This is a genomic window from Methanolobus vulcani (assembly GCF_006546655.1).
GTDB lineage: Archaea > Halobacteriota > Methanosarcinia > Methanosarcinales > Methanosarcinaceae > Methanolobus > Methanolobus vulcani_A.
In genome coordinates this window covers 469,904-486,490 of record NZ_VIAQ01000015.1, presented here as the reverse complement: position 1 = coordinate 486,490, position 16,587 = coordinate 469,904, and the positions used below count along the sequence as shown (strand labels likewise).

16 protein-coding genes and 1 tRNA gene are annotated in these 16,587 nt (G+C 40.3%); 12 read left to right on the top strand and 5 right to left on the bottom strand.

Annotation, left to right across the window (positions count from 1 at the left end; translation table 11 throughout):
• Positions 1-35: 35 nt before the first annotated feature.
• Positions 36-1,226 (top strand): NAD(P)/FAD-dependent oxidoreductase, encoded by a 1,191-nt coding sequence (locus FKV42_RS09765; protein ID WP_154810017.1) that lies wholly within the window; start codon positions 36-38, stop codon positions 1,224-1,226.
• A 12-nt stretch (positions 1,227-1,238) separates the two neighbouring features.
• Positions 1,239-1,604 (top strand): helical membrane plugin domain-containing protein, encoded by a 366-nt coding sequence (locus FKV42_RS09760; RefSeq protein WP_230375587.1) that lies wholly within the window; start codon positions 1,239-1,241, stop codon positions 1,602-1,604.
• A 40-nt stretch (positions 1,605-1,644) separates the two neighbouring features.
• Here FKV42_RS09760 and FKV42_RS09755 read toward each other — a convergent pair whose 3' ends face one another.
• Both FKV42_RS09755 and FKV42_RS09750 read right to left on the bottom strand, forming a co-directional pair.
• The gene (locus FKV42_RS09755; protein ID WP_196214106.1) at positions 1,645-3,108 is read right to left on the bottom strand and encodes an MASE3 domain-containing protein; all 1,464 of its coding nucleotides are present in this window, start codon (positions 3,106-3,108) and stop codon (positions 1,645-1,647) included.
• A 167-nt stretch (positions 3,109-3,275) separates the two neighbouring features.
• On the bottom strand, positions 3,276-3,416 hold the full coding sequence (locus FKV42_RS09750; protein WP_196214105.1) for a hypothetical protein: 141 nt from the start codon (positions 3,414-3,416) through the stop codon (positions 3,276-3,278).
• Positions 3,417-3,519: 103 nt separating this feature from the next.
• On the opposite strand from FKV42_RS09750, the gene FKV42_RS09745 reads away from it, so the two are divergent.
• Positions 3,520-3,834: a transcriptional regulator gene (locus FKV42_RS09745; RefSeq protein ID WP_154810015.1), complete on the top strand. Its 315-nt coding sequence runs from the start codon at positions 3,520-3,522 to the stop codon at positions 3,832-3,834.
• A 35-nt stretch (positions 3,835-3,869) separates the two neighbouring features.
• On the opposite strand, the gene thiS is transcribed toward FKV42_RS09745, so the two are convergent.
• Complete coding sequence (gene thiS, locus FKV42_RS09740; RefSeq protein ID WP_154810014.1) at positions 3,870-4,064, bottom strand: sulfur carrier protein ThiS; 195 nt, start codon at positions 4,062-4,064, stop codon at positions 3,870-3,872.
• 530 nt (positions 4,065-4,594) lie between these two features.
• Here thiS and FKV42_RS09735 point away from each other — a divergent pair.
• From FKV42_RS09735 to FKV42_RS09725, 3 genes are all read left to right on the top strand, one after another.
• Complete coding sequence (locus FKV42_RS09735) at positions 4,595-5,251, top strand: hypothetical protein (RefSeq protein WP_154810013.1); 657 nt, start codon at positions 4,595-4,597, stop codon at positions 5,249-5,251.
• 141 nt (positions 5,252-5,392) lie between these two features.
• Positions 5,393-5,464 (top strand) — tRNA-Arg (locus tag FKV42_RS09730).
• 50 nt (positions 5,465-5,514) lie between these two features.
• Positions 5,515-6,465, top strand: a complete 951-nt coding sequence (locus tag FKV42_RS09725; protein ID WP_230375586.1) for an alpha/beta hydrolase — start codon at positions 5,515-5,517, stop codon at positions 6,463-6,465.
• Between the two features lie 56 nt (positions 6,466-6,521).
• Here FKV42_RS09725 and FKV42_RS09720 read toward each other — a convergent pair whose 3' ends face one another.
• On the bottom strand, positions 6,522-6,677 hold the full coding sequence (locus FKV42_RS09720; RefSeq protein ID WP_154810012.1) for a hypothetical protein: 156 nt from the start codon (positions 6,675-6,677) through the stop codon (positions 6,522-6,524).
• 159 nt (positions 6,678-6,836) lie between these two features.
• On the opposite strand from FKV42_RS09720, the gene FKV42_RS09715 reads away from it, so the two are divergent.
• Positions 6,837-7,532: an HAD family hydrolase gene (locus tag FKV42_RS09715; RefSeq protein WP_230375585.1), complete on the top strand. Its 696-nt coding sequence runs from the start codon at positions 6,837-6,839 to the stop codon at positions 7,530-7,532.
• Positions 7,504-8,721 carry a geranylgeranyl reductase family protein gene (locus FKV42_RS09710; RefSeq protein WP_394348061.1) on the top strand — a complete coding sequence of 406 codons (1,218 nt, stop codon included), beginning with the start codon at positions 7,504-7,506 and terminating at the stop codon, positions 8,719-8,721. The genes FKV42_RS09715 and FKV42_RS09710 overlap by 29 nt, the downstream gene beginning before the upstream one ends.
• A gap of 62 nt (positions 8,722-8,783) precedes the next feature.
• On the opposite strand, the gene FKV42_RS09705 is transcribed toward FKV42_RS09710, so the two are convergent.
• Positions 8,784-9,287 carry an ACT domain-containing protein gene (locus tag FKV42_RS09705; RefSeq protein WP_154810186.1) on the bottom strand — a complete coding sequence of 168 codons (504 nt, stop codon included), beginning with the start codon at positions 9,285-9,287 and terminating at the stop codon, positions 8,784-8,786.
• A 245-nt stretch (positions 9,288-9,532) separates the two neighbouring features.
• Between FKV42_RS09705 and FKV42_RS09700 the strand changes: the two genes are divergently transcribed.
• From FKV42_RS09700 to FKV42_RS09685, 4 genes are all read left to right on the top strand, one after another.
• The gene (locus tag FKV42_RS09700) at positions 9,533-10,879 is read left to right on the top strand and encodes a homocitrate synthase/isopropylmalate synthase family protein (RefSeq protein WP_154810011.1); all 1,347 of its coding nucleotides are present in this window, start codon (positions 9,533-9,535) and stop codon (positions 10,877-10,879) included.
• A 373-nt stretch (positions 10,880-11,252) separates the two neighbouring features.
• On the top strand, positions 11,253-14,702 hold the full coding sequence (locus tag FKV42_RS09695; protein ID WP_154810010.1) for a PKD domain-containing protein: 3,450 nt from the start codon (positions 11,253-11,255) through the stop codon (positions 14,700-14,702).
• A 303-nt stretch (positions 14,703-15,005) separates the two neighbouring features.
• Positions 15,006-15,608, top strand: coding sequence for an FmdE family protein (locus FKV42_RS09690; protein ID WP_154810009.1), 603 nt, complete (start codon positions 15,006-15,008; stop codon positions 15,606-15,608).
• 85 nt (positions 15,609-15,693) lie between these two features.
• Complete coding sequence (locus FKV42_RS09685; protein ID WP_154810008.1) at positions 15,694-16,449, top strand: sulfite exporter TauE/SafE family protein; 756 nt, start codon at positions 15,694-15,696, stop codon at positions 16,447-16,449.
• Positions 16,450-16,587: the final 138 nt, after the last annotated feature.

The following is a 16,587-nucleotide window of genomic DNA, read 5'->3' as shown; positions in this document are numbered from 1 at the left end:
AAACTACCAACTGATTAAAAATATGGGGTTTGATTATGAAAGAAAAGGTACTGATATTAGGAGCAGGCTATGCCGGATCGGTGGTAGCCAATATACTGGCCAGAGAATTCAGAAACAAGATTGCCAAAGACGAACTAGAAGTAACAATTCTTGACAAAAATGACATAAATATAAATCAGGGCGGGTTCACTTTTATTCCTTTTGAACTCTATACCCCGGAAGACATCACAAGACCTCGTAAGAAACTTATTAGCCCCAGAGTAAAGGCATTTTTCGGAGCAGACGGGGAAGTAACAGCAGTTAACCTTCAGAACAAAGAAGTAGCTGTCAAAAGCAATAAGAAATACAGCTATGACTACCTAGTTATTGCAATGGGATGTAGAGCTGATGTCAATGCGGTTCCCGGACTTACAGATGACCTGAACACCTTCTATACATCCATGGAAGATGCATTCAAGGTAAGAGACCTGGTAAAGAACCTTAATAATGGAAAAGTTGTGGTATCTGTTGCTTCAATGCCTGTCCCATGTCCCGGTGCACCGGTAAAATTCACTTTTATGCTGGACAGCTACCTACGCAATGTTAAGAAAATCAGAGATGACGTGCAGCTTACCCTTGTGTGGCCAATGGAACCGATTGGACCACCTGAATTCAATAAATTTGTGACATCCCAGTTCGAAGAAAAAGGTGTTGAAGTTATTAGGAACTTCCCACTGGCTAACGTTGACGCGGCCAACAAAGAGCTGACATCAAAGAATGGAGATAAGATCAACTATGATACATTGATCACAGTCCCACCTCACAAAGCACCACAAATTTTGATCGATTCCGGTCTTACGGACGAGAAGGGATGGATTGGTGCAGACAAATCAACATTGCAATATAGAGGTCCTGCAGGCAACTACGATAATGTTTATGTCCTTGGTGACCTCGGACCGGCAGATATTCTCAAAACAGGAATTGGAGCGCACTACCAAGCTATTGCAGTCAGCCAGAGTCTTAAGAATGACATCTATGGAAACGGCATCCAGACACCTTATGAAGGAGAAACTGGATGCCCACTGGTAACAGAACTGGAAACTCCGGCTACTCCTGGAAAAGGATACATTGCAACATGGAAATATGCCAAGCCACCTGAAGCTTTCTCAACAACAAAAATGGGCTGGTTCCTTTACCGTATGTATTACCACATACACTGGGACATCAGTGTGAAAGGACTGTTCTGAGGAGATGAGAAAATGAGCGATGAAAATCTTATGAACCAGATATCAGGCATCGAAATAAGACCCGGTGATGTTGAGGCTGTCTTAGACCTTATCCGAACAGCAAGAATACTGCAGGATTACATCAATGACCAGACTGCCCACGGGATTGCAGATCTAACTTCAACTGTATTAAAGCTCACAAATGCCATCATGTGCACTGATTTAATAGAAGTGATGGAAAGAGCAGTTCAGGACCCTGAGCTTGACAAAGCAATCCTCAACCCTCCAAAAATAGGTCTTGCAGGAGTTATCAAACAAATGGGTGATGAAGACTTCCAGAAAGGTATGGGAGTTATGCTGACACTTGTAAAAGCAATTGGAAGAGCTGCTGAAGAATAGAATCCGATAAATTCCCACTCATGTGGGTCTTTACTTTTCTTTAAATCTCACTTTCATTTCCTTTTTCGTCACAGGTAACATACCTATGATATAACTTCAGGATAAAAGTAGTACCTGTAGGGATATTATCATCCACTGATATCTCCCCGTACCTGTCAATTATACGTTTTGCTATATACAGACCAATACCAGTATGTCCGGAAGGACCATGCTTAAAACCTTCCTCAAAAACATGTTCTTTTATACTGTCAGGAATACCGGTACCATTATCTGATATCCGCATCTCACAAAAGTCCTTTTTTGAGCTTATTGAAATATCCACTTTGTTCGCTTTACCATGTACCATCGCATTCTGGATAATATTCCCGACAACCGAATGAAGACCACTGTCTGCTTTTACAGAACACTCACCATGAGCATTTACAGTTATGGGGAATTCCTGTGCCACTTCCTCAGCAAGACTACGAAGATCAATTGTCTTAAGTCCCCTGACATGCATAAGCGATTCAAAATCCTTCATATCATTTATCAGTTTGAGACTATGCTGAACTGCCTTATAGGAATGATCAAGCATTCTGTCATCCATATCCTCCCTGAGATTTCCTATTGAAAGAGAAATTACGTTCAGGTCATTAAGAATATCATGACGGAGTATCTGGTTGACCAGACCCAGTGTTTCCAGAAGGTGCTCTTGTGCCTCTTTGTTCTTTACAAGGTCATATTCCCTTATCTTGAGCTCCCTGTAAAGAAGGTCATATGGTCTTGAAAGACTTATCACGACAATCGCCCTGTATATCAGATAAGATGAAAGCAATTTGAAGTAATGTCCGGCAAGATTGGTAAAACCATAAACACCTGTATTGAAAGTTGATGCCAGTTCTGCAAATATGGCCAGGATGATAGCACCCGAAAGCGATTTATATACCGCATCATCAAACTCTTCCTTGTGTCTGCGAAGTAGTAAAAACGAAGACAAAAGGACCAGTGATATCACATATTCACTTGAGGTCTTAAACGATGTGAACACACTCCCTTCGATAATGGCATCCGGGAAATAACCCATGTATATAGAAGCGAATATCAATGCAGTTACTACAGAGTAGGCTGAGAACACTTTACGCATATCCACTTCTCTTCTCAACATGAAAGGAGCTATAAAGAAGGATACTGCCTGTAAATATCTCGCAGCTATCCATAACTGTGCAGGTACGTTTACCTCATCAGCCAGGAATACATCCATCCCTTTGTAACCAATCACATGAACAAAGTCTAGGAGCGCAACGAAAAGAAAACCTGTCCCAAGGAATAGAAGATAGGAATTTTTCAGATAGTTCCTGGAATTCCAGGTGATTAAAAAAACAGCACCAATGATTATAATGCCTGTAATTTCAACGATACTGTGAAGAAAGAGAAAAGTTTCATGACCTACAAGGTAGAGGCCGATTAGAATAAGAGTTATAAATAAAACTTCAAAATACCCTGTTAATGAATATCGTGAGTTCAAATTCAATCCCTATCCTATAGATATAGCCAACCCTATTATGGGGAACAGTTATAATTATTAAAAGTATATATAGTTTGTTTTATAATTTTACATTTGGCTGCATACATTTGTAAGAGTGATATTAAAAACCACACCCAATTCATCGGGGTGACTCACAACAGGACCATCTACCATTCTTCTGATTCCCCAACTACATATTTCCAGATGGAAACACTTTCCTTCATGCATTCAGGGATGTATTTACATGCATCGAATGCATGTTTGTGATGTCCTGCACCTACAACTATAAGAGGGATATTCACATCCACAGACAGGTTACCAGGAACTACCAATAAAAGGTATTAAGTATAAAAGATACATTCACAATTGTGAGATTTTTACTTTAAAAACTAACAATGAAAAGGAATAATCATGAAATTACCATGTCAAATGATAGTCTGGGACGTATTACCTGCCATAAGAGCAGCCATTGCAGAAGAACTTATCAATTGCGGACTGTCACAGCAGGAAATAGCGAAAGAACTTGATATGGCACCCTCAGCAGTTTCACAATACCTGTCTAAAAAAAGAGGCTACAGGATTGTGCTTGAGGATGATGTCAAAGAATCCATCCGGAAGCTTGCAGCAGATATGAAAGAAAACAAAGTAGATGACCTTGCTTCAAGGATATGCGGAATATGCAGACAACTTAGAGAAGAAGATCAGCAGTGTGTTAATGACCACTAACACCAGTTAAGAATAAAATTCATTTTGCGAGGCTTTCAGCCTCCGAAAACAACCTGCATTATTCGCACATCATCATCGTTTTCAAGAATTGTATCTTCCGGGATAATGCGCTTGTTCTTAGATACCAGAACCTCACCCGGACTTATATCAAAATGTTGCAGTAATTCCTCTACTGTCAACGAGCCCATAACCAGTTCCTGAGTATCACCGTTTGGAAGTATTACTTTCATGATTTTACCTTTTGAAAAAATAAAAAATGGTGGTTTTTGTGGAGGTAGTTTGGAGTAGACGTTTTTCTGCAGGAGCCTGAAGACTCCTGCGGGGAATTGAGGTTAACCCTCAAGCCAGGACCCGGATTCGAACCGGGACGACATAACTTTACATGAGAATGTTAGCCGGGCCAATACCTGGTTATTGGTAATAATACCAAGTCACAATTGTGATAGACCCTAATACACAATTGTGATATTTAAAAATAACGTTCGTATCATGGCTAATAAAACCCGTACCCATATTCAGGAAAAAGTAAGATGAACGATTCAATAACACAAATATATAGAGTTGTTTATAGTGTGACATATGGCCATAAGTGATTTATAAAAAATGAACAAATGCATTGAACATAAGAATATTCAATAATATTCAAAATAACCATATAAAGTCAAGTTGAATCACATTATACCAAAAGGCAAATGGAATTGCTTTCAACATAATCTGAACTTGACTGATTTGTCTCCTGAACACTACAAGAAGGGAATAAATGAAAATATATCTAAGAAATGGAATACCAATAATATGCATTACACTGTTACTGGCAAACGTGATGCTGATATCTGTATCAGCCGCAGATAACGAAAGCAAAATAGAAAATAATATTTCTGACATGCCAGAAATAGATAATTGGGTCAAACCCATGGACCTTTCAGAATATAACGGAAATAAAACCCAGGTTAAAAAGGAAGCGCTATCCGCCGAAGAACTTGAAAAAACAGATCCCTTCATAATTGCTTTGAACGAATCTGAGAAAGAGAAACTAAATAGCATACCTAAAGGAAGTTTCAGCTTAGAAGCTAATTTTGAATCAGACGGGAATATTACAACATTTGATGATTCAAATTTCTCAGTAAACATGACAGAAGCAATAGAAATTGCCGGAAGTCGACTAAATTCCTCAATTCCCCCACAGGATGTGAGAATAGTATTCAGTGGATCTGAACCTTTCTGGGCAGTAGCATATATGGATGGTCCGACTGCAACAACATATTTTATAGATACGGAAAACGGGGAGTTTTATTATTACCTGTCTGAAACCGCAAACCAAACCGACGGGAATATTCCCAGAACCTTAGAAGGATTTATTGCCGCTTCAATTATAGGAATATTACTGATGCTGATACCGGGAATGAAAAGAACATAATGGCTGACCTGAAAAACAAATGCATTACAAAATGCCAGATGCAATATTTTTAGTAAGCACTTAAACAACACTATAACACCATATTTATCTCCAATGAGAAACATGCAAAATGAGTTTAAGTTCAAAACTAAAAGCAAATGCGGACCTGTAGTGTAGCGGATATCACTTAAGCCTCCGGAGCTTAGAACCCGGGTTCGACTCCCGGCAGGTTCGTCCTATTAGTTCCATAATTTCTATTCTATCAAAATCATTTTGGCGATCCCATGAGTCAGAAAAACACTGCTAAAGGAAAAAGAAAAACAGAAACTGAACAGCAGAAGATGAATGTAAAACTTCTCCCGCTTGCACTGGGGATATTGCTCATGGCAGCCGGTGCTTTTGGAATCATGCATAGCTCGGATGATAGTGAACAGTGGTCTGTTTCGGATGATGGGATACTTTCCTATTCACAAATGGATGAAACTGAATATAGTGTCACCAGCGTCACAGTTGCTGACGACAATACAAGATTAAAAACAGTGACTTTCAAGAGCAGGGATTCTGACATTGAAGCCCTGATACAATTCCCTGATATGGATACACCCATACCCGGTGTTGTAATTCTTCCTGGTGCAGGCGTTTCAAAAGAACAACAGACAGCAGTACCTCAATTACTTTCATCTCTGGGATACGCATCCATAACCATCGACCAGAGAAATCTTGGAGGAATCAATCCGCAAGGTGACCTGGCACTTTACATGAATGGGACAGAGCCGGTGGAATACATGATGGTGTATGATGCACTTGCTGCTGCAAATGTTCTTGCTGAACAATCAGCAGTAGATGGTGATAACATTGCAATGCTTGGTCTTAGTAATGGTGGAAGGTTTGCCATAATAGCAACTGCAATCAAACCTGAAATAAAAGGAGTAATTGGAATCAGCACAAGCGGATATGATACTGATTCAATTGAAGTTGATGAAACAATTAATATGACTGCATATCAATTTTACAGGTCAATTGATCCTGATAACTATCTGGAACTAATAAGCTCACGAAGGTTTGTTATGCTGCATTCCGTAAATGACAGCATTATTCCTTATGAGCTTGCGCTTCGCACTTTTGATAAGGCTGAAGAGCCTAAGGCAATTTATCCGATCAACGGAAGCACGCATGGATATACACAATTGATGGCTGAAGATATTGAAAAAGAGCTTGCGATGATATTTCAGTAATAAAAGTAAAGAGAAAATCAAAAAGTGCAATCCCAATAAAATAAAAAGATGCAACATTAGTTTCTTTGTATACGTATGAATGCCTGCCCACATGAAGAATAAAATCCTTCTTCTTCGGGTCGGGCAATATGTTCGTATTCTGATCCTGTGCTACTATCCGTTTTTTGTGTTGATGCGTTTTCAATGACACCTTTTTTCTTCAACTCAGCCAAACTCAGTACCTCCTTATCCAGACTCAGCAAAGCTTGTTATATAATAATATAAAATCGTTAGATATATAAACATTACATATGCGCATTCGTGCCCCGAATATATAAATAGAAAACCAACATTAAAACCATAGCAGGAGCATAAAAAGGAATAATGAAAATATGGGAAAGATTTTAAGGGGCATTATTTTTGACATGGATAACACGCTCTTTGACTTTGTAGAAGCAAAGATGATTGCCTGCACAGAAGTTGTCAGTTTCCTTGGCGCAGGTGACCCTGAAGAGCTGTTCGAGTATTTCCGCAGGGAAATTCATGGTTTTGAAAATCCGGAGAATATCAGGGATTACTTGCTAGATAACGGAATTGACCTGCTTGAAAATTACCAGACATGCGTTAGAATATATGAAACCCAGAAAATCAGCCATATAAAACTCTACCCGGATGTAAGAGAAACTCTGGAGGAACTTAACGAAATCGGATTATTACTTGGCATTGTGACCGATGCCAACAGCGATAATGCAAGGAAACGACTTGTAAAAATAGGTCTGGAAGATTTGGTGCATTCACTTACCGCCCATGACATGACCGGTGCGAAAAAGCCGGACCTTGCGCCTTTCAAATATGCTCTTGACACTATGGGGCTTATTGCTTCAGAAACACTTTTTGTCGGTGACAGTCTGAGAAGGGATATCGCTCCTTCAAAAGAACTGGGTATGATGGCTGCCTATGCAGCTTATGGAGACCGCAACAGTGCAAAGGACAGGACATCAGGCGAATACGAACCTGACAGAACACTCAACAATTTCCATGAGGTTCTGGAAATAGTACTTGAATTCAGCGAACATGACAGAATATGATGTTATTGTCGTAGGCGGAGGACCTGTCGGTTCTGTGGCAGCAAGATATGCTGCGATGAATGGCGCAAAAACACTGATTCTGGAAGATCATGCATTTATTGGTAGTCCGGTAGGATGCACCGGACTGCTAAGTACAAGAGCTATCAGTGAGTGTGAGATTGACCCATCAGATAGTTCAATCCTAAACTCTGTAAGAGGTGCATTTGTTCATCCGATGCATGGAGATTGCCTGCCTATTGACGGGAAGAAAACCAAAGCTTACGTTGTTTCCCGAAAGATATTCGACAGGAAACTTGCTGCAATGGCACTTGAAGAGGATGTTGACCTATGGCTGAACTCAAGGGTTACGGGTATTGAGAGATCACAGAAAGAGCAGAAGGTTTCCGTTGTAAAGAGCGGTGAAAAACATGATCTTAAATCAAAAGTCATAATCGGTGCTGACGGTATTCGCAGCCAGGTTGCAAAATGGTCAGGACTTGGAAATGTAAGCGAAGTGCTCCCGGGAATTCAGGCTGAAGTGCCATATCAAAGTGAGGACACCGATTTTGTAGAGTTGTTTGTCGGCTCACAGGTTCCCGGGTTTTTCGGATGGACTGTTCCTGTAAACGAAAGCATATCCCGTGTTGGTATGGCAGTTGATCCAAAGTATGGGATGTCAGCACATCAAATCCTTGAAAATCTTCTTACCAAAAATCAGCATGTAGCTTCAAGATATGGCGGTGGGAAGCTTGACCTTGTAATGGGTGGAATTCCCCTCGGACCTCTTGAAAAGACCTATGCTGACGGTGTAATGATAGTAGGTGATGCGGCAGGACAGGTTAAACCCACGTCAGGTGGAGGCATATATACCGGAGCAGTGTGTGCAAAAATAGCGGGCGAAATTGCTGCAAAGGCGGCAGAACAGGAAAACAGTTCTGCATCATTCCTTTCTGAATACGACCTGCAGTGGAGAGCGAAACTTGGGAAAGAGCTTGCAATGGGAATGCGAATCCATAAGTTTGCATCAGGACTTAGAGATAAAGAAATGGACGAACTGATAGGTTCTATGAATAATCCTGCGATCCTTGACACCATAACACGTTACGGAGATATGGACCATCCTTCAATACTGATAAAAAAGTTACTGCACCCATCTAAATCGGTGCATATGTTAAGGATATTCAGGGCTTTTGCAAAAGCTGTACTCTGATAGTAAATTATGTAATAATCACAATCATTTGCCTGTAAGCCTTTAAACCCAATTCTTCGGGCTCAGGCTATATTTACGCTTTTTACAGAATCCAGTTTGAGCAATTCCTCGATAATGCTACCTGGAACTTTTGTATCTGTGATTATAGTAAGTTTAGGTTCATCCGTAAATACGGGATCATCTGATACAGCCTGCCTGATGCTTATATTGTGCTTTGCGATAACTGTGGAGACATCGGAAATTATTCCCTTGCTGGAGGCATCATCAGGAGTTATAATAATAACACCCTGCCCCATAAGAGGAGCTACATCACGAAGGAAAGGGAGTGATTTTACGTTCTGGAAAATCTTCTTTAGCTGATCATCTGAAAGTATGACCTCTGTAGTGGAATCTACAACGCGCCTGTCAACTCCGGCTTCTCTGGCAAGTTGTGTGTGTGCGATTTCGATGGCACCTGATGTAACCTTCCCTTCATTGTTTACCTGGAAGCCGCGTTCGAAAAGAAGCTTCAGGACCTTTTGTTGGGCCGGGTATTTCTCAAATTTTCTAAGTAATATACTCCACATAAGAACCATTTAATCTTTTAAAATATAAAGATTTAAAGGTTTAGTTCAGTATGGAGAAAAAGACATCCTACTCATATATATAGAAACGATATTTTAAGTAGGAGTTCATCCATAATATGTTGCAATTCAACTCATGAAGATAATAATCCAGAGTGATACGCTAAATTAGATGTATACTAATTCGTTTCTAGACAGACCACTAATTCGAGCTCTGGAGTTTTAAAATTTTAAGAAGGAGGTATCAAATGAAAATATACAAAGATTATGACGATCTTCCAAAAATCAAATTACCACTGGGGCAGGAAGTATCTATAAGTGACAGCACTATCAGGGACGGGGCACAGATGCCTGGTATTGTCATGAAAAGTCAGCAGAAGCTTCAGATATACGAATATCTTCACAGAATAGGAATTGAGAAGCTTGAATCTTTTGTTTACAATGAAAGAGACAGAAAAGCTATCAAACTCATGATGGACCACGGTTACGAGTTCCCTGAGGTCACCGGATGGGCACGTGCAAACCCTGCTGATATTGATATGGTCCTCAATATTGACGGCATTGAGGAAACAGGTATACTGATGTCAGTATCAGACCCACACATAGTTGACAAGATGGGACTTACCCGTGAAGCAGCCGAGGAGAAATATCTCAACGCACTACAGTATGCAGTTGACCACGGACTTCGCACCAGGGCTCACATTGAGGATATGACCCGTGCAGACAACTATGATTTTACTTTCCCGCTTATTAAGAAGATAATGGATATTGACCCGGATTGTACGATTCGCATCTGTGATACAATCGGGTTTGGTATTCCTTTTACGGATGTTGACGAGCCATTTGGCATGCCGATGATCACAAAATACCTGAAGGATGAACTCAATGTCAAGAACATCGAGACACACTGCCACGATGACTTCGGTCTTGCAGTTGCTAACTCCATTGCAGGATACTGGCACGGTGCAAACTGGTCCAACGTGACTTTCCTGGGTATCGGTGAAAGGGCAGGTAATGCTGAAATGGAAAAACTCCTGCTGTTCCTTGCAAGACGTATCGAAGGCTTTGATAAGTACAACCTTGACTGCCTTGTTGAGTTCTCAAGGTTCATGGAAAGAGAGATAGGTATCCGTATCCCACGGAACAAGTCTGTTGTTGGTAACAATGTGTTCGCCCACGAATCAGGTATCCACTCTGCCGGTGTAATCAAGAACCCATTCACCTACGAGCCATACCCACCAGAGATTGTTGGTGGAAAGAGGATATTCCTCATCGGTGACTCTTCAGGCATCGAAGTACTGAGATATAAGGTCCAGGAAACACTGAACGAACTTATGGACGTAAACATTGAGATCGATAAGAATGATAAGCGTCTGCGGGCTATCCAGGCGGAGATCCAGAAACTATATAACGATGAGAAGAGGGTTTCCTGCATATCCGATGAAGAGGTCATGGGCTATGTGAAGAAGTACTTCATGTTTAACCCAATGCTCAGCAAGGATATGAACCGTAAGGAAGAGGAAGAGAACGGTAATCTCGACGAAGGAAAGAAGAGCGACGAGATCAAGCCTCGCATGCACGACACCATTGACTAATTCTTTTTTTGAAGCTGCCGTCTGAGGGTGGCAGCGATTATTCTTTTTTATAAAAATACATATGAAATTTAGTGTATTTATTAGTTGTTATTTTTTTATTTGCCTATGAGACTTTTTTTGGTGATTTTAATTGTTGTCTTAATTTCACTTTCTAATAGACAACTCAATACATTACTAGAATTTGCGAATCGTTACTTGCAAAAATAATGAGAGAAGACACATTATACACCTCTCAAAAACATTAAAATACATTAGAATATATTAAAGATTATTGATTAATTAAATATTATATATTTGGATATATGTTAAATTGAAGAACTCATTCATTTTGCATTAACATAACAAATACATAACTTAGGTTGGAGAAATTATCATGCGCAGATTGGTTGTTACTATATGTTTTTTATTAATATCCTGTGTTGTTTTAACATCTGTTGCACAGGCAGCAACGACAGTAGCCACTTCGGACAGTACTGTAACTTATACTGAAAATGATGACATGTATATAGACCCCGGGCTGACAATCACCGGTAGTGAGTCTACTTACACATCAGCTAAGGTCTACATAGGAGATGGTTATGTCCGCTATCAGGACTATCTTAGGTATTCAACTACAGGCAGTATTTACGGAAGCTTTGATGATTCTACCGGAATCCTAACTCTTACAGGAAGCGGGGATGCAGCCGCATACCAGGCAGCTTTCAGAAACGTAAGGTATGAGAACATCAATCAAGAACCAAACACTGCAGACCGAAAGATTACATTTGTTCTGGGGGGAAACACATTGTATTCTGAAGTTACAGGACATTATTATGAATACGTGACAAGTTCTCATATTTCATGGGATGCCGCAAAAACTGCTGCTGAAGGCCGATGGCTTGAAGGCATGCAGGGATATCTTGCCACAATTACATCCGAACCAGAAAACACCTTCATCAGCACAAAAATACAAGGCCAGGCATGGATAGGAGCAAGTGATGCCAATACGGAAGGTGTGTGGAAATGGGTAACAGGACCTGAAGCCGGAACTCAATTTTGGAGTGGAAACTATGCTGGTTCTGCATTAGCATATGAAAACTGGGCTAATAACGAACCAAATGATGCATATTCCACATATGGAGAAGACTGTGCTCACTTACTTGAAAATGGAGAATGGAATGACTACTATTCATACTATACCGATCCAATAACAGGTTATTTTGTAGAATACGGAGGCATGGGCGATGCTTCACCACAACTATCAACCACAGTTACCGTAAGCGTGACGTCTGTAAATGATGCACCAACAACCCCAGGAACATTTACATCGCCAACAAGCGGACAGATTAAGAAGGGAGGAAGCGCAATGACTGTGTCATGGGGATCATCCTCGGATGTGGAAGGCGACAGTGTGCGATATAACCTCTGGCTTTTTAATGGAACATGGTCCCTTATAGGGAACCTGCTTAGCACCAACAGTATGGCATTCGCTCTTCCGGAAGACAATACCGGTAGTGCAATGTTCCGTGTATATGCTACCGACACGCAGGACAATTCCTCAGCTCGTGACGTTACATTCACCATAGACTCACTTGCACCGGTAATTGCTTATGGAACAAATGGCAACAGCACGTATGCTAACAGTCACAGCTCTACGGTTACAGGAACAGATACGCCTGCCGGCATATCTCAGATGGCCTGTGCATGGACACAGGATCAGAATGTCGAGTCCGTATCATTATGGACTTCTTTTTCAAACGCCGGAACACTGACCAAAGACTCAGTTGATGGCGACTGGTACCTCCATATACGTGGAACCGACAATGCTGGAAATATCAATTACTCTGTGTCAGATGTCTTCAGGTTAGACAACAGTCTGCCTGTAATATCTTTCAGTGAAAATGGTAACAACACATTCAACCAGAGCCACAGTACGATCGTAACTGTAGCTGATACGGTTTCGGGTATCAATGAACTGTCTTATTCCTGGTTACTGGACTCTAATGTATCTAATGTGTCAACGTGGACTCCTTTTAACAGTGGCGACACATTTACAGCAGATCAGAATGATGGTGACTGGTATCTTCACATAAAAGCAGTTGACAATGCCAGCAATATTAAATACTCCACATCTAACGTGTTTTTAGTTGACAGATCAAATCCTATGTATTCATGGACAAATATGCCTGTCAGTGCAAACACCGGAGATAGTGTCCTACTTGAACTGAACGTCACTGACTATTCAACAATCGTAACTTACAATGTAACCGTTGATGACAACGAATACCAGATGAATGCAAGTTCAGGAAACTACTCATGGACCATCGATATTCCTGCCAGCAATTCAGGAACACTTGTAAGCCAGATGACCTACAACTGTACATTCATAGATACTGCAGGAAATATGAACACAACGGGTGATATCCTGATGAACGTATCTATCCTGCCAATTGCAGATTTTAGTGCAAACGTGACCAGAGGAATAAGTCCCCTTACAGTCAATTTCACTGACAACTCATCTGGACTTGTGGAAAACTGGAACTGGGACTTTGGGGATGAAACAAATTCAACTGACATCAACACTACACACACTTTTGTGTCCGGTAACTACACGGTAAACCTCACGGTACAGAACAGCAACGGTACATCTTCCAGCCTGTTGAATGTAAGATGTGCAGAGGAACCGGTCTACACGTACACACCGGAGAACTCATCAGCAATATCAGCGTATGGGGAAGAACTCAACTTCAGCATCAATAGCACCCTTTACTCCAGCTTTGTGTGGCTTATCGATGGAAATCCTGTGAATGAAACAGGATCAATAATGTACAACAATACAAATGATTCATCCATGATTTCCTACTGCCTGATTAACACCAGTCAGTATATCAACCAGAGTGATTTCTTCATGGACATTTACAATGTATCTGTGCAGACCAGTAATGAAAGCATTGGAAGAACTGACACACGCTCATGGCAATGGACAGTTACTGGTTCATCAGAAAGCGGAAATAACATCACGATGGTAATCAATACCACTCCGACAATCACAATAAATGGCAGTGATAAGTATCTGCGCTTCAACACCACCAACGACAATGAAACCGATGATAACGACCTTGCATGCAGTATTGTTTCAACATCTTTCAATACTGGTAACAACACCGACGGCATACAGGTCAGGGTGGAAGTGCTGAATGTTTCTGCTATAAATGAATCAAGTATTGATTTCTCAACCTCGTCAATATACCAGTACCTCGATATTAGCTTCAATAACGATACACTGGTCAACAATCAAAGCAGCAACCGCAGCATAGAGTTCAGGGTGCTTAATGAAAAGGGCGGAGGCACTTTGATAGTAAATACTGTATACCTGAGACACTGGGCAAATCCTGAGTGGGAAGCATATACTCCTGAACTTACAGGAAACGATGGAACGTACTCATACTTCATTGTGAGGAATGTTTCAGGATATTCTCCATTTGCTGTCACCTGTAGCTATCAGTACAGTTCTCCTTCAACTTCCAGAGATGGAGGACTACCATATTACCTCAAGAAACTCCTGTTCTGGAGTGACGAGGAAACGACAGATGAAATAGCTGATGATGTATTAGAAGCTGAAAATGCCGACATTGTGAATACAGAATCTCTGGGCGATTCGATAGGGGTGATTTCAGCAAGTTCTTCTGGAGATACAGATACATCAGAGAACAAATATGACACAGAAGAGCAGGGAGAGAGTAACACATTAAAGGTTACAGGACTTCTTGCATTGCTTATTGTAGCAGGATTCTTCATCTTATTACTGAAAAAGAGAAATGATGAAGATAGGAAGAAATTGTAACCAGACCTTTTTGTACAATCCCGGATCGTTGATTCGGGTTTTTATCTTTTTTTCTGTGTTTGTTCCTTCAATGTACAAACGGTAAAGAAACATCAGTAATCTCCATAATTATATGTTTTTACATTCAAGAACCTTAATTGAGATCAAGAGTTGACTCACTTATAATAGAATTGTGTTTAAAACATCACTGTATTTCAAATCTTTTTGAAACCATCATCTTTAAATAGAGAAAAAACTAATTGTGGATCACCGGTTTTGTGATTAAATCACAAAATCGTACAAAGAGCTTATGGAGATATTAAAATGATTAATGTAAATGATTATCTTGAAACTGGATTTATTTTTCACGGTCACAGATGCCCTGCTATGCCACTTGGAATGAGAATAGGAGCTGCTGCTATGAATGCACTTGGTGTTGACAGATCGAAAGATAAAGAGCTCTATATGATAGCAGAGACAGGAAATGATCATGCAGCCGGGTGTTTTGTTGATGGTCTTATGGCTATTACAGGATGTACTTATGGAAAAAGCAATATTGAGAAGACCTACTATGGCAAAATGGCCTTTACACTCATTGATACAATAAATCAAAAAGCAGTCAGAGCATACATAAAGCCTGAATTTTTTGGAAACATGTTACAATCTCCGTTTGTTGAACAGAGGAAATCAGGAGTACTGCCACAGGACATTTCTTCTGAGATTGCAGAACCCCTTATTAACAAAATACTAAGCATACCTGAAGAAAACTTCCTCGTTATCAGTCCGGTTTTTGATTATACCTTTGAAAAGAAAAAGGGTGTTTTTGATACAGGATTGTGTGATAAGTGCGGTGAACGTACATTTGCTCATAAATTGCAGGATGTAGATGGAAAAATGCTTTGCAAACCCTGTGCTAACAATAAGTAGTCGATAGACTAGAACATTGGCAATGGGTGCAATTGCACCAACCATTTTTACATAATATACTGCTACAAAATCTGGAATTGGTCATATGGATGTTATTCTAATTGCTGTTATTATCTTTTTTCTAGCCGTTATATTTTCAATGCTTGGCCTGGGTGGCTCTCTGGTATATGTACCATTATTCTACTGGCTCGGCATTGATATGCTAATTGCAATACCTACAGCATTGCTTCTCAATGGTATAACTGCCAGCTCAGCAGCAATCACCTATTACAGGAAAAAAATGATAGACTTGCAAGTGGCAGCTCCTTTTGTAGTTACTTCCATCATAGGAGCTCCACTCGGTGCCTACTTTACCAAGTTTGTTTCAACTGAGATACTGCTATGGATACTTAGCATAGTGTTGGTCTTTGCCGGAGCACGAATGTTATTTTTTGGAAAAAAAGGAGCAGAAAATGCATCAACTAATGTCACGGATAAGAAAAACAAATCCATCATTGGTATCGTTCTTGGATTTGGAATAGGTTTTTTTGCCGGACTTCTCGGACTTGGTGGCGGTGTGTTTATTGTACCTATCTTGATCGCACTTGGGTTTGAGACAAAACGTGCTTCAGCCACATCAGCTTTCATTGTATTGTTCTCTTCATTCTCAGGGTTCTTTGGTCATCTGAGCACAGGACATCTGGATATGACTCTCATGATCTATACAGCTCTGGCTGCATTCATAGGAGGACAGGTAGGCTCACATCTGATGCACAGCAAAATGAAATCAGAAACGATCAAACAGATGTTTGGTGTGGTTTTATGGATAATGGCTATCAAAATTGTTTACGGATTGATTTGATTTTGTGTGGATAACACAAATTAAAAACTAAATATTCACAAGTGAAATAAAAACTTTCAATATAACATACATCACATGTAGCATACATGCCATGTAAGCTACAGACAAAGTTCTAAAAAAACAAGATCAATGAAAGAG

Excerpts from the sequence above, each read along its gene's own strand:
- FKV42_RS09705 (WP_154810186.1), bottom strand. The coding sequence starts at position 9,287 with ATGTGGAGTATATTACTTAGAAAATTTGAGAAATACCCGGCCCAACAA.
- FKV42_RS09695 (WP_154810010.1), top strand. The coding sequence starts at position 11,253 with ATGCGCAGATTGGTTGTTACTATATGTTTTTTATTAATATCCTGTGTT.
- FKV42_RS09725 (WP_230375586.1), top strand. The coding sequence starts at position 5,515 with ATGAGTCAGAAAAACACTGCTAAAGGAAAAAGAAAAACAGAAACTGAA.
- thiS (WP_154810014.1), bottom strand. The coding sequence starts at position 4,064 with ATGAAAGTAATACTTCCAAACGGTGATACTCAGGAACTGGTTATGGGC.
- FKV42_RS09685 (WP_154810008.1), top strand. The coding sequence starts at position 15,694 with ATGGATGTTATTCTAATTGCTGTTATTATCTTTTTTCTAGCCGTTATA.
- FKV42_RS09745 (WP_154810015.1), top strand. The coding sequence starts at position 3,520 with ATGAAATTACCATGTCAAATGATAGTCTGGGACGTATTACCTGCCATA.
- FKV42_RS09690 (WP_154810009.1), top strand. The coding sequence starts at position 15,006 with ATGATTAATGTAAATGATTATCTTGAAACTGGATTTATTTTTCACGGT.
- FKV42_RS09700 (WP_154810011.1), top strand. The coding sequence starts at position 9,533 with ATGAAAATATACAAAGATTATGACGATCTTCCAAAAATCAAATTACCA.
- FKV42_RS09715 (WP_230375585.1), top strand. The coding sequence starts at position 6,837 with ATGGGAAAGATTTTAAGGGGCATTATTTTTGACATGGATAACACGCTC.
- FKV42_RS09735 (WP_154810013.1), top strand. The coding sequence starts at position 4,595 with ATGAAAATATATCTAAGAAATGGAATACCAATAATATGCATTACACTG.
- FKV42_RS09765 (WP_154810017.1), top strand. The coding sequence starts at position 36 with ATGAAAGAAAAGGTACTGATATTAGGAGCAGGCTATGCCGGATCGGTG.
- FKV42_RS09760 (WP_230375587.1), top strand. The coding sequence starts at position 1,239 with ATGAGCGATGAAAATCTTATGAACCAGATATCAGGCATCGAAATAAGA.